Raw genomic sequence first — 12604 nt, 5'->3', positions numbered from 1 at the left:
AGGATGAGCCTATGACCAAGGCGCGGACGAAGATCACGGTTATCGGTGCGGGCAGCGTGGGGGTGAGCGTCGCGTATGCGGCGCTGATCCGAGGGAGTGCGGCCGAGGTCGCGCTCTACGACATCGCCACCGACAAGGTGGATGCCGAGGTGCTCGACCTCGCGCACGGGACGCAGTTCACCTCTGCTGCGGTCAGCGGTGGCTCCGACCTCTCGGTTGTCGACGGCAGCGACGTGATAGTCGTGACGGCCGGCGCGAAGCAGCAGCCGGGGCAGACCCGCATGGAGCTCTCGAGCATCAACGCTCGTCTGCTCGAGAAGCTCATGCCGCAGCTCGTCGAACGCGCGCCGTCCGCCGTGTTCATCATCGTCACCAACCCCGCCGACGTGATGACCGTCGTCGCGCAGCGCGTGTCGGGTCTCCCTCCCCACAGGGTGTTCGGATCCGGCACGGTGCTCGACACCTCGCGTCTGCGCTGGCGCCTCGCTCATCGGGCGAACGTGAGCACGGCGAGTGTCCATGCCGACATCGTGGGCGAGCACGGCGACACGGAGTTCCCGCTGTGGTCGAACGCGACGATCGGGTCCGTGCCGATCCTCGACTGGCCTGCCGACGAGCCGTTCACGGCCGAGGAGCTCGACCGGATCGCGATCGAGGTGCGCGACGCGGCGTACGCCGTCATCCGAGGCAAGGGAGCCACGAACCTCGCGATCGGCGTCAGCTGCGCCCGCATCGCCGAGGCGGTGCTGCATGACGAGCGGGCGGTGCTTCCGGTCGCGACGGTGCTCGACGGCGAGTACGGGCTGCACGGGGTCGCGCTGTCGGTGCCCTCGGTGGTGGGTGCTGCGGGTGCGGTGCCGCTGGCCGAGACGCCGATGAGCGAGCGTGAGCTGAGCCTGCTGCGGGCCTCAGCCGACGCGATCCGGGTGGCGATCGACGAGCTCGGCTGACCCCTTCGGGAAAAGATTCTCGAGAATCTTCGTTGAGCCTGTCGATCTGAGTCGTTCCCGTTCGACGTCTTCAATGAGAGGGTCGAAAGACGGCCCCACCCACCAAGGAGAACATCATGAAGTACATGCTGATCATGCGCTCGAACGACGAAGCGGTCGAGGCGTACAAGGAGATGCCGTTCGAGCAGGTCATCGCAGCCATGGGTGCGTACAACGAGTCGATGATCAAGGCCGGCGTGCTGCTCGCGGGTGAGGGACTCAGCGACGCCTCGGAGGGCTTCGTGGTCGACTTCAGCGCCGAGAAGCCCCTGATCACCGACGGCCCCTACGGGGAGACCAAGGAGCTCTTCAACGGCTTCTGGATCATCGAGGCGTCGACGCGCGAGGAGGCTGCCGAGTGGGCGAGCCGTGCACCTCTCGGCGCAGGCTCCTTTCTCGAGGTGCGACGGGTGACCGACGAGTCCGACTTCCCGGCCGACAACGAGTGGATCGAGAAGGAGAAGGGCTGGCGCGAAGAGGAAGAGGCGCGCCGCGCCCAGCAGTGACATGACCGACGACAGCGAGACGGCGCGCTCAGCCCCCGACACGGGTGCCGCGGAGCGCGCCGTCGCCGCCGTGTGGCGCATCGAGTCCGCGAAGATCGTCGGCACGCTGACGCGGGCGGTCGGCGACTTCGGTCTCGCGGAGGATCTCGCGCAGGAGGCGCTGGTGGATGCTCTGCGGCAGTGGCCGATCGACGGCGTCCCTCGCAACGGCGGAGCGTGGCTCACGGCGGTCGCGAAGCGCAAGGCCGTCGACGGCTGGCGCCGCAGGGAGCGGCTGGACGACCGCATGGCGGTGCTCGCCCACGACCTGGAGCGCGAGCAGGCCGAGGCCGCGGATGCGCCGCCGTGGGACCCGGATGCCGTCGACGACGACGTGCTCCGGCTGATCTTCATCTCGTGCCACCCCGTGCTGTCGCGAGAGGCGCAGGTCGCTCTGACGCTGCGGGTGGTGGGCGGTCTGTCGAGCGAGGAGATCGCCAGGGCGTTCCTCGTTCCCACCGCGACGGTGCAGCAGCGCATCGTCCGCGCGAAGAAGACCCTCGCCGCAGCGCACGTGCCGTTCGAGATGCCTCCCCGCGACGAGCACACGGCTCGACTGGGTGCGATCCTCGGCGTGCTGTACCTCATCTTCAACGAGGGTCATGCGGCCAGCAGCGGCCCCGACTGGATGCGACCGGAGTTGAGCCTCGAGGCGATCCGGCTGACGCGCGTGCTCGCGGCGCTGATGCCGCGGGAGCGCGATGTGCACAGCCTTCTCGCCCTCATGGAGCTGACGGCCGCCCGCTTTCCGGCCAGGGTCGACGCGCACGGCGAACCCGTGCTGCTGGCCGACCAGGACCGGCGTCGCTGGGATCGAGGGCGTATCGCGCGCGGTCGCGCCGCGCTGGCGGCCGCGGATGCGCTCGGCTCGGGTCGCGGCCCGTACGGTCTGCAGGCGGCGATCGCCGAGTGCCACGCGCTCGCGGCGAGCGTCGACGAGACCGACTGGGACCGCATCGTGGTGCTCTACGAGGCTCTCGGCCGTATCGCCCCGTCGCCCGTGGTCGAACTCAACCGTGCGGCCGCCGTGGCGATGGCGACAGGTCCCGCGTCCGCCCTGCAGATCATCGACCGGCTCTCGGCCTCGGGCGCTCTGGCCGGCTACCACCTACTGCCCGCGACGCGTGCCGAGATGCTCCTGCGTCTCGGCCGTGACGAGGAGGCGCGCAGCGAATTCGCCGTCGCCGCCGCGCTCGCGGGAAACGACAGGGAGCGGGCGCTGCTCGAAGCCAGGGCCGCGGAGCGCTGACGCCCACCCGCACGAGGAACGCCTTCATACGAAGAACCGCCCCCGTCCGAAGCGTTGCTTCCGACGGGGGCGGTTCTGTTCACCGCGCGGTGCGCGATGTGGTCAGCTGCGGGCCTTGCTGCCGCGACCGGCGATCAGGCCGTAGATCAGCAGCACGATGATCGAGCCGCCGATGGCGAGGAGCCACGTGCCCAGGTCCCAGAACTCCGTGAGAGGGCGGTTCAGGATGAGGCTGCCGAGCCATCCGCCGAGGAAGGCGCCGACGACGCCGAGCAGAAGGGTGATGAACCATCCGCCGCCCTGCTTGCCGGGAAGGATCAGCTTCGCGATCGCGCCGGCGATGAGGCCGAGAAGAAGGAATCCGAGAAAGCTCATGTTCAGCTCCTATGTATCGTGAGCCCCGGGGTGCCAGGGCTCGTGTGTACCACTGTGCCCTCCCAGCTGATTATCAGCCAACCCCTTGCGCCGAAGCCTCCGGGTATGCGAAGAGGCCCGCCTCCGGAAGGAGACGGGCCTCTTCGAGCGACGAGCGTCAGTTGTTGCCGCGGACGATCGCGATGATCCGCAGGATCTCGACGTAGAGCCAGACGACCGTGACCATGATGCCGAAGGCGCCGAGCCAGCCGTACTTGCGGGGAGCGCCGTTGCGCACGCCCTGCTGGATTTGGTCGAAGTCGAGCACCAGCGAGTACGCGGCCATGATGACGACCAGGACGCCGATGATGAGACCCAGGGGGATGCCGAGGATCTCGACCTTGCTGAGCAGGCCGAAGGCCGCGCCCTCGCCCAGGACGCCGGTCCACGTCAGGACGACGTTGAGGAGCGAGAAGACGAGGTAGCCGATCATGGCGATCATGAAGATCTTGGTGGCCTTCTTCGACGCGCGGATCTTGCCGCTGGCGAAGAGGGCGAGCGTCACGCCGACCACGGAGACCGTGGCGAGTGTGGCCTGGAAGACGATTCCGGGGTAGAGCACCTCGAAGAACGCCGAGATGCCACCGATGAAGAGACCCTCGAACGCGGCGTACGCGAAGATCAGCGCGGGGCGGACCTTCTTGCGCGACGTGAAGGAGATCACCATGGCGAGCACGAAGCCGCCGAGCGCGCCGACGATCCAGGGCAGCATGTTCGGCTGGAACTGGTCGTAGGGGTTCTGCTCGGGGGCCGCGACGCCGCCGAGCGTCACGAACCAGCCGATAGCCGCGGTGACGAGAAGGATGCCGAAGAGCCCGGCGGTCTTCCAGACGGTGTCCTCGACCGACATGCGGTCGGTCTCGATCGCGCCGGCCGGGGGAGCGGCGTACATGCCCTCCAGTTGCGCGTTGGCGGCAGCATCCATCGTGCCGTGCTGGAAAGACGCGGCCTGTGCACCCTGAGCGCCCTGCGGCGCACCCGGGTAGGTCGCGACGTTGCGCGGATCCTGCTGCTGGAACGCCGGGTTGTTGAAGGCGAAGTTGCTCATGTGGGCCTCACTCCAAAGTGGGTTGTGGGTCGCTTTCCTCCACGATACCCGGAATGCCGGGCCATCAGGGTGTCCTACGCTGAGAGCGTGCCCAGGAAATCGCCTCTCGTGATCGGGCACCGCGGTGCGCCCGGTTACCGTCCGGAACACAGTCGCTCCTCGTACGAGCTCGCCCTCGCGATGGGGGTGGATGCGGTCGAACCCGATGTGGTCGCGACGAAGGATGGTGTGCTCATCGTCCGTCACGAGAACGAGATCTCGGGCACGACCGATGTCGCCGAGCATCCGGAGTTCGCCGACCGCAAGACGACGAAGCGGGTCGACGGGCAGGCGCTGACCGGCTGGTTCACCGAGGACTTCACCTGGGACGAGTTGACGACTCTGCGCAGCCGCGAACGCCTCCCAGAGGTGCGGCTCTCGAGCGCCAGCTTCAGCGGCTCGCAGGCCATCCTCCGGCTCACCGACGTGCTCGACATCGTACGAGACGGCTCGGTCGAGCACGGCCGTGAGATCGGGGTCGTGCTCGAGGTCAAGCACGCCACGTACTTCGCGAGCATCGGGCTCGATCTCGCGCCGCTCATCGAGCGCGACCTGCGCGCGGCCGGTTGGGCCGACGGAGAGCTGCCGCTGATCGTCGAGTGCTTCGAGTCGACCATCCTCGGGCAGCTGAAGGAGCGAGGCATCGCCGCCTCGTACATCTACCTGATCGAGGCGTCGGGGCGTCCCTACGACCTGCTCGTCGCGCAGGGCAAGAAGGCGCTGACCTACAGGGCGACCGTCACGCCGACGGGGCTCGACGGTCTGGTGGGGCAGGTCGACGGCATCAGCGTCAACAAGCGGATGCTGCTCGCGGCAGGCAACACGATCGTGCCCGACGCCCATGCCAGAGGGCTCACCGTGTTCACGTGGACCTGTCGTCCTGAGAACGCCTTCCTCTCGGCGGAATTCCGCGGCTCCGGAGGCAAGGGCGCGTACGGCGACTACGAGGCCGAATGGGGCGTCATCGCCCGCACGGGCGTCGACGGAGTGTTCGTGGACCACCCCGACCTCGGGGTCGGCTTCTTCCGCGGCTGACTCCGGTTCAGAGCGGGCCGAGAACGTCCGGCACGGCGCGATCCAGGTGCAGTGCGCGCAGCGGTTCCAGGATCTCGCGCTCCTCGAAGCGGAAGTGCGACTCCATGATCGCCCCCACGCCGTCGAGGTGCCGTCCGATCGTCTCCGCGCTCTCGCCGCTCTCGACCGCGGTGCGCAGCGCGCCGAGCAGGTGCGCGAGCATCGAGTGATCCTGCATGAGCTTGTCGATCACGTCCCCGAGTTCGGGGTGCTCCTCGCGCAGGGCGGGGAACAGGGCGCGGTCCTCGCTCAGATGATGTCCGTCGAGCGCGGAGCAGAATCCGATGCAGAACAGCGCGAGATCCGAGGCGGCATCCGGGGCGTCGGCGTCCTCCTCGAGCGCTGCCCGTGTCGCCTCCAGTGCCGCGCGGAGGCGGGTGTGCGCCCGGCGGAGCTCGTCGTCCCAGGCGATCAGGCGGTCGGCATCCATCCTGGTCAGTCTAGGCCGGTCGTACCGATCCGTCAGAGGGTGCGATCGAACGCACCCTTGCGCGACACGATCTCCTTGCCGAGCGGCATCAGCGACACCGGCACCATCTTGAAGTCGGCGATGCCCATCGGGATGCCGATGATCGTGATGCACAGTGCGAGACCCGAGACGATGTGTCCGATGGCGAGCCACCAGCCCGCGAGGATCACCCAGAGCACGTTGCCGAGGAACGACCCGACGCCCGACGTGGGCTTGCTGATGATCTCGCGTCCGAACGGCCAGATCGCGTACCGGGCGATCCGGAATGAGGCGATCGCCCAGGGGATCGTCACGATCGGGATGCACAGCAGGATGCCGGCGAGCATGTAACCGAGGAACAGGGCGAGCCCGGCGAAGATCAGCCAGATGATGTTGAGGATGGTGCGCACGACACGATCCTCGCACCGGCTCCTGAGCGTCCGCCCTTCTCCGGCGCCGGGCCAATGGCCACCGGCCGTTCACCATCCGTGCACCTGCGGGTCGCCGGTCAGCCATGCGGTGTCGGTGATGTGGGGTGATACCCGTCTGCCTTCCTCAGGAGTCCCATGTCCCGCCTGCACTCCGCGGCTGCGGTCACGACGGTCTGCGCACTCAGCGCCGCCGCCCTGCTCGCCGTTCCGCTCGCCGCCACCGGCGCAGAATCCGGTGTCCGCATCAACGAAGTCGAATCCAGCGGGGGAGTACCCGGCGACTGGATCGAGTTCTACAACGCGTCCGCCATCGCCGTCGATCTGAGCGGCTACGTCGTCAAGGACAACGGCGAGGACGAGTTCTACACGTTCCCGGAGGGGACGATCGTCGAGCCGGGCGCCTACCTCGTGATCGACGAGGTGGCTGCGGGCGTCGGCGACTTCACCTTCGGACTCGGCAAGGACGACCAGGTGCGCCTGTTCGACCCGAGCGCCGTGCTCGTCGACCAGGCGTCGTGGTCGTCTCACGCGGCAGCGACTTGGGGAGCGCGCGACGTCGCGGGCGCCGTGGAATGGGCGGACACCTCCGAGCCCACGAAGGGATCGGCCAACGTCTTCGCAGCCGACAACCCCGTGGGCGGCAGCATCGTCATCAACGAGGTCGACTCGCAGCCGGCTGACTGGGTGGAGTTCTACAACGCGGGCGATGCCCCTCTCGACATCTCGGGTTATGAGATCCGCGACAACTCCGACGACCACCGGTGGCAGTTCCTGCCGGGTACGGAGATCGCCGCGGGCGAGTTCCTCGTCGTCGCGGAGGGCTCGATCGGCCTCGTCGACGGCGTCGAGACAGCATTCCGCGATCCGATCGGCATCGGCAGCGCCGACCGCATCCGCCTCTTCGACGCGACAGGCGTCCTGATCGACGACACGCTTCCGTGGAACGGTCACGCCGCGATCGACGGCGACGTCATCGCCGCGACCCTCGCGCGCTGCCCCGACGGCCAGGGAGATTTCGTGCTCGCGTACTCGACCCCGGGGGCGGCGAACTCGTGCGTCATGCCCGACGTCGTGATCAACGAGATCGAGTCCAACGCTGACGCGACCGACTGGGTCGAGGTCGTCAACACGGGCGGCACCCCGGTCGACCTCTCGGGCTGGACGGTGATGGACGGCGACCCGGTCGGTCACGCCGCCGAGGCCACGCCGCTCCCCGCGGGCACGGTGCTCGCACCGGGCGCCTACTTCGTCTTCGACCAGCCGACGGACTTCGTGTTCGGTCTGGGCAACGGCGACACGGTCACGCTTCGCGACGCCAACATCAACGTCGTCGACGAGCACGTGTACGCGACGCATGCGGCCGGTGTGCTCGCCCGCTGTGCGGACGGCAGCGGAGACTTCGTCGACATCGCGGTCTCGACCAAGGGCCTCCGCAACGCATGCGGCAACCCGGTGCGCATCAACGAGGTCGAGTCCGACGGCGGAATGCCCGGTGACTGGATCGAACTCGTCAACCCGACGGCATCCGCCCTCGATGTCTCGGGCATCGTCGTGAAGGACGACGACGACACCCACTCGTATGCCATCCCGGCCTCGACCACGATCGCCGCGGGCGGATACCTCGTCATCGAGGGTGCAGACCTCGGATTCGGCCTCGGCGACGGCGACTCGGTGCGCGCCTTCGACGGCGACCTCCTCATCGACTCCACCACCTGGGGTGCAGGGCACGCGGCGACCACGTGGGGCCGTTGCCCCGACGTCACCGGCGCCTTCGCCGTCACCGCGGAGAGCACGAAGGGAGCGGCGAACGTCTGCGCCGGCGAGATCGCCGTCTCGCCGTGGCCCGGTTCCGCCGACGTCCGCGTGCTCGACACCGTTCCGACGTTCCTCGAGGACAGCTCCGGCCTCGACGTGCAGGAGACCGCCGACGGCGCGTTCCTCTGGGCCGTCGACAACGGCGAGGGGCGCATCTGGAAGCTCGAGGCCCACGCCGACGGCTCGTTCACGCAGATCGACGGCTGGGAATCGGGCAAGCGCGTGCGATTCCAGAAGGATGCCGCGAACCCTGGTGCTGCGGGTCCTGACACCGAGGGCATCACGGTCGACGGCGCGGGCTCGGTCTACGTCGCCTCGGAGCGCGACAACAGCGCGAAGGGCGTGAATCAGAACACCGTGCTGAAGGTCGACCCCGAGGCCGCCCCCGGCGACCTCATCGCCCAGCAGGAGTGGGACCTCACCTCGTTGCTGCCGGCCGTGGGCGCGAACCTCGGCATGGAGGCCGTGCAGTGGGTGCCCGACAGTGCGCTCGACGGTGCGCTCTTCGACACCAACACCGGTGCTGCCTACGACTCGACGGACTACGCCGGTCACGGCGATGGCCTGTTCTTCGTCGCCGTCGAGGACAACGGCCACGTCTACGCCTTCGCGCTCGGCGCCGACGGCACGGCGACGCTGGTGTCGGAGATCGCACCGGGTCTCGCAGGGGTGATGGCGCTCGACTACGACAGCGTCCTCGATGTGCTGTGGGCCGTCTGCGACGACGGATGCCACGGGCAGTCGGCGCAGATCACGCTGAACGGCACCGCACAGCCCGGGATCGCGCACTTCGCGCGCCCGACGGGCATGCCCGACATCAACAACGAGGGCTTCGCCACCGCTCCCGCCTCGCTATCGGTCGACGGCCAGCGCCCCGTGTGGTGGTTCGCCGACGGCTTCGCCTCCGAGGCGCTGCGAGTCGGGACGCTTCCTGGCGCGACGGAGGAGAACCCGGGTGAGAACCCCGGTGGTACCCCCGGTGCGCAGAACCCTCCGCTCCCCGGCACGGCTCTCACCGATGCCAACCGCAACGGCGTCACGGTGAACCCGGCGGTCGCGGCACGCGGCTCGCAGGTGACGGTGACGGCGGGCGGCGACGCCGCCGGCGACCGGATCTCGGTGTGGATGTACTCCGACCCCGTGCAGCTGGCCTCGGGCGCCGCATCCGCGTCCGGTGCGCTCACGGTGACGATTCCGACGGATGCCGCCCTCGGCGCCCACCGGATCGCGGTCTACTCGGCGGACGGCGAGCTGATCGGATGGGCGGACATCCGCATCACCGACCCGAGCGGACTCGCCGCGACGGGCGCCGAGGTGCCTGTCGCCGTGATCGCGCTGGCTCTGATGCTGATCGTCGCCGGTGCGCTGATCGTCCGTCGGCGCCGGAGCACCGTCTGACGCCGTCGCGTCGCGCATGACGACGGGGAGGGCACGCGGGACGACCGCGTGTCCTCCCCGTCCGATGTCCTTCGTCGGGCCGGATGTCCTGCAGCAGGTCGTGTGTCCTGGGCGGCAGATGCGACGGAAGACCCCGTCAGAGACCCAGCACGGCGCGGGCGCCGTCGGAGTCCGCCTGGCGGTACTCCTCGGCGAGGCGTGCGGCACGCTCGGCGGAGAGACGCAGCGTGCCCGCGTGCAGGCGCCACTGCGAGTCGAGCGCCGACGAACGCCGCGTGTAGGCGTTCTGGGCCTCACCCTCCCAGCGGCTGCGGAGGTCCTGCGAAGTGCCTGCGAGGGAGTCGAGCGACTCGACGATCGAGGCGGCGGAGGCTGCGCCGCTCGCGGCCGCTTCGGCGAGCCGGTCGGGGTCGACCTTGAGATCCATGTCAGCGCTCCAGTCCGGGGGACGGATAGCCGCGTCGCGCATCCGACTTCAGGCTCGTCGCGATGTCGGACTCCTCGCCGAAGAGCTCCGCGCTGCGATCGGCGAGCGTCGACATCGCGTTGTGCTGCGCCTGCGCGATCGTCTCGAGCGTCACCTGGGCCAGAGCCTGCAGCGTGAGCGCCTCGGCGGCGGGGCCGAACTCGAGTCCGGCGAGCTTTCCGCCGACCTTGGCGTGAACGGTGACCTCGCCTCGGGGGCTGCGCGCCGATTCGACGAGCGTCTCGACATCGGTCGCCAGCGCCTGCGCGCGTGCCTGGTTCTGCTGCGCCTGCCGGTTGATGTCGTCGAGCTGCTTGCGGGCTGCGGCGAATCCCTCGTCGATCCCGAATGTGTTGTCGCTCATGTCGTCCTCCGTCATTCCTGCACTGTCACGCCTGTGGGGACCTCGGGCACGTCTCCGGGCCAAGACCCGAGCCGCTCGCGGTTGCTGGCGCCCTGATCCTTGTCCTCCATCAGGTCGATGGCGGCCGTGCTGTATGGCTTCGGCGACGAGCTGGAGTCGCGCACCCACCCTGCCTGCGCCGCGGCGGCACCCACATCGAAGCCCCCGCTCGACGAGGTCCGCACCCTGATGTCGATGCGCGCATTCGGCATGTAGCCCTCGCGCACCGACCAGACCGAAGACACCACGAAATCGACCAGCGCTGCTCCGTCGGCGATCGCGAAGCCGGGCTCGACCTCGAGCCCGATCGCGTACCCGGTGTTGCCCTTCACGTTGGGCTTGTCGCCACCGGCGATATCGGAGACGGTGATGCCGGGGATCGACTCGAAGGACTCGCGCAGCTCGGCCAGGGTCTGCCCGCCCGAGGCGGCGTCGTGCGGAATCCCGCTGTCAGAGCCGCCACCCCCGAACGCGCATCCCGTGAGCGCGAGCACGCCCACGGCGACGACGGAAAGCGCGGACCAGCGCCTAGCGGCCATAGTTCATCATGTCCTCGAGTCGGTACTGCATATCGGACCAGATGCTGACATCCGAGATACCTGCGTATGCGGGGTTGGTGTTGCCGGAGAATCCCATGCTCTCGAGGATCGTCTCGTTGTAGGCCCCGGTGACCTCGAAGACTCCGCGGCCGTCGACGTTGCGCAGGCGGAAGGCGACCTCGCCCGGGTACTCGGGATGCCCGGGCTGGGCGGCGATCACGAAACCGTCGTCGGTGATCTGCTGAACCGAGATGTCTCCCGCGGTGACGCCGGGGATGCCCATGCCGAACAGAGAGGTCTGGATGGTCTGCCCCTCTCCGGTGAGCTGCATGTTGAGTTGCGAGTTGTCGCCCTCGCGAGAGGGGAGGAAGACGTGGCCGAACTCCTGCTGCAGCATCTGATTGAGCTGCTCGGTGGTCATGTCGGTCTCTCCGAGGTCGAACTGGTGCGAATAGCCCAGGTCGTACTCGCCTTCGAACTCGTGATCGGAGCCGGGGTAAGGCGTCGGGCCGGGGTTGTAGGTGTCGCCCATCCCTCCGGGCGGGATCGCTCCGGGCAGACCGCCGAGCGGGCCGAGGAGTTTGCCAGGGGGGAACTGCTCGAGAAGTTCGCCGAGCAGGTCTTCCAGACGCTGGTGGAACGGGATGATCGCGCGGTAGAGGTCGGTGGCCAGGCGAACCATCTCGCGCAGCGCCTGCAGCGCCCGATCGATGTTGGAGGTGACCTCGGCGATGACCTGTGCGCAGTTGTCGGCGAAATCCTGGATCACCTGCGCCTTCTTGTCGAGCTCCCAGGGCCAGCTGCCGAACAGGAGGTCCTTGATGCTGCCGCCGACGGTCGAGAGCAGCTCGAAGCCCGCGCACACCAGGGAACGCATGATCTCGACAGCGCGCACGCACAGCTGGAGGGCCTGGCTCATGACCTTCGACCAGTCGGCGATCGAGTGCGTCGCCGACTGGAGGACTCGCAGCGAGCCCTCCACGACGACCGCGGTGATCCCCTGCACGTGGCCGCTGATCTGGGTCAACGCCTGCTGGTAGAGAGCGGAGGTCGACTGCACGTCGCCGGCGTAGGTCTCCCAGGCATGGGAGGCCTGATAGAGCCCGGCCGGATCTCCTGCCACCTGTTCGAGCAATTGCTCCAGAGGGCGGACGAACTGCATGATCTCGGACGCGAAACCGCTCAGTCCGCCGCCGCAGTCGTCACCGGCTCCTCCGGCCGGAGGGAGCTGGCTGCTCCAGCTTCCGGAGGCGAGCGAGGATGCGGCGGCATCGGCCTCGGGGAGGACGGCAGTGCTCATGTCATCCCTCCGCGGCGATGCGGTCGAGGTCGGCGCGACCGGTGTCGTCGACGGTGCGGAAGCCCTCGACGGCCTTCTGCACGCCGTCGGCGGTGCGCTGGGAGACCGTCCCGACGAATCCGGCTGCGCCCTCGACGACGGCGCCGATCGAGTTGAGGACCGGAGGGATGAATGCCCCGATCGGGCCGAATGCCATGCCTGGAACGGCTGAGGTGATGCTGCCGCGCGACGACGCGAGCTGTGATGCCGCCTCCGTCAGGGCACTGCGTGCAGCCTCGTAGGCATCACTGTGGACTTCGATCTCCGCCATCGGTCGAGCTCCCCCCGAAATCTTCGTGTCCACTCGTCGGAGCGGCGAGCAGACAGGTTCCACGATAGGTCGGGTGCCCGGTGTTGCCAAGCTCCCGCTCCGGGCGGTCGCCCTCGCCCGCGGTCGGTGTCGGTGG

Annotated in this window: 14 protein-coding genes; 5 read left to right on the top strand and 9 right to left on the bottom strand. The window is 68.6% G+C overall.

The window, feature by feature from the left end; genetic code table 11:
* The first annotated feature begins 11 nt into the window (after window positions 1–11).
* The 3 genes from OD997_RS16030 (at window position 12) to OD997_RS16020 (ending at window position 2783) form a co-directional block, all read left to right on the top strand.
* On the top strand, window positions 12–950 hold the full coding sequence (locus OD997_RS16030) for an L-lactate dehydrogenase (RefSeq protein WP_434332577.1): 939 nt from the start codon (window positions 12–14) through the stop codon (window positions 948–950).
* A 116-nt stretch (window positions 951–1066) separates the two neighbouring features.
* Complete coding sequence (locus OD997_RS16025; RefSeq protein WP_056309173.1) at window positions 1067–1495, top strand: YciI family protein; 429 nt, start codon at window positions 1067–1069, stop codon at window positions 1493–1495.
* 1 nt (window position 1496) lies between these two features.
* A complete protein-coding gene (locus OD997_RS16020; RefSeq protein WP_434332576.1) occupies window positions 1497–2783 on the top strand; it encodes an RNA polymerase sigma factor in 1287 nt (428 codons plus the stop codon).
* 102 nt (window positions 2784–2885) lie between these two features.
* On the opposite strand, the gene OD997_RS16015 is transcribed toward OD997_RS16020, so the two are convergent.
* Both OD997_RS16015 and OD997_RS16010 read right to left on the bottom strand, forming a co-directional pair.
* Window positions 2886–3158 carry a GlsB/YeaQ/YmgE family stress response membrane protein gene (locus tag OD997_RS16015; RefSeq protein ID WP_056309169.1) on the bottom strand — a complete coding sequence of 91 codons (273 nt, stop codon included), beginning with the start codon at window positions 3156–3158 and terminating at the stop codon, window positions 2886–2888.
* A gap of 157 nt (window positions 3159–3315) precedes the next feature.
* Entirely contained in the window at window positions 3316–4245 is a 930-nt protein-coding gene (locus tag OD997_RS16010) for a Bax inhibitor-1/YccA family protein (protein ID WP_434332575.1), read from the bottom strand.
* Between the two features lie 87 nt (window positions 4246–4332).
* Between OD997_RS16010 and OD997_RS16005 the strand changes: the two genes are divergently transcribed.
* Window positions 4333–5319 carry a glycerophosphodiester phosphodiesterase family protein gene (locus OD997_RS16005; RefSeq protein ID WP_434332574.1) on the top strand — a complete coding sequence of 329 codons (987 nt, stop codon included), beginning with the start codon at window positions 4333–4335 and terminating at the stop codon, window positions 5317–5319.
* Window positions 5320–5326: 7 nt separating this feature from the next.
* On the opposite strand, the gene OD997_RS16000 is transcribed toward OD997_RS16005, so the two are convergent.
* On the bottom strand, window positions 5327–5788 hold the full coding sequence (locus OD997_RS16000; RefSeq protein ID WP_434332573.1) for a hemerythrin domain-containing protein: 462 nt from the start codon (window positions 5786–5788) through the stop codon (window positions 5327–5329).
* A gap of 32 nt (window positions 5789–5820) precedes the next feature.
* Window positions 5821–6216 (bottom strand): YccF domain-containing protein, encoded by a 396-nt coding sequence (locus OD997_RS15995; RefSeq protein ID WP_434332572.1) that lies wholly within the window; start codon window positions 6214–6216, stop codon window positions 5821–5823.
* 156 nt (window positions 6217–6372) lie between these two features.
* Here OD997_RS15995 and OD997_RS15990 point away from each other — a divergent pair, with 156 nt between their 5' ends.
* Window positions 6373–9450 (top strand): lamin tail domain-containing protein, encoded by a 3078-nt coding sequence (locus OD997_RS15990; protein ID WP_434332571.1) that lies wholly within the window; start codon window positions 6373–6375, stop codon window positions 9448–9450.
* 136 nt (window positions 9451–9586) lie between these two features.
* Here OD997_RS15990 and OD997_RS15985 read toward each other — a convergent pair whose 3' ends face one another.
* Genes OD997_RS15985 through OD997_RS15965 form a run of 5 tightly spaced genes read right to left on the bottom strand, consistent with a single transcriptional unit; the run spans window position 9587 to window position 12468 of the window.
* Window positions 9587–9877 carry a WXG100 family type VII secretion target gene (locus OD997_RS15985; RefSeq protein WP_056309157.1) on the bottom strand — a complete coding sequence of 97 codons (291 nt, stop codon included), beginning with the start codon at window positions 9875–9877 and terminating at the stop codon, window positions 9587–9589.
* A gap of 1 nt (window position 9878) precedes the next feature.
* Window positions 9879–10280, bottom strand: coding sequence for a YbaB/EbfC family nucleoid-associated protein (locus tag OD997_RS15980; protein ID WP_434332570.1), 402 nt, complete (start codon window positions 10278–10280; stop codon window positions 9879–9881).
* A gap of 11 nt (window positions 10281–10291) precedes the next feature.
* Window positions 10292–10858, bottom strand: a complete 567-nt coding sequence (locus tag OD997_RS15975) for a hypothetical protein (RefSeq protein ID WP_434332569.1) — start codon at window positions 10856–10858, stop codon at window positions 10292–10294.
* Window positions 10848–12158 carry a hypothetical protein gene (locus OD997_RS15970; RefSeq protein WP_434332568.1) on the bottom strand — a complete coding sequence of 437 codons (1311 nt, stop codon included), beginning with the start codon at window positions 12156–12158 and terminating at the stop codon, window positions 10848–10850. The genes OD997_RS15975 and OD997_RS15970 overlap by 11 nt, the downstream gene beginning before the upstream one ends.
* A gap of 1 nt (window position 12159) precedes the next feature.
* A complete protein-coding gene (locus tag OD997_RS15965; protein WP_434332567.1) occupies window positions 12160–12468 on the bottom strand; it encodes a hypothetical protein in 309 nt (102 codons plus the stop codon).
* Between the last annotated feature and the right edge of the window lie 136 nt (window positions 12469–12604).

The sequence above is a fragment of the Microbacterium sp. CGR1 genome (genome assembly GCF_051062835.1).
Classification (GTDB): Bacteria; Actinomycetota; Actinomycetes; order Actinomycetales; family Microbacteriaceae; genus Microbacterium.
Note: the sequence above shows the minus strand (reverse complement) of the source record. Positions and strands in the feature narration are given on the sequence as shown.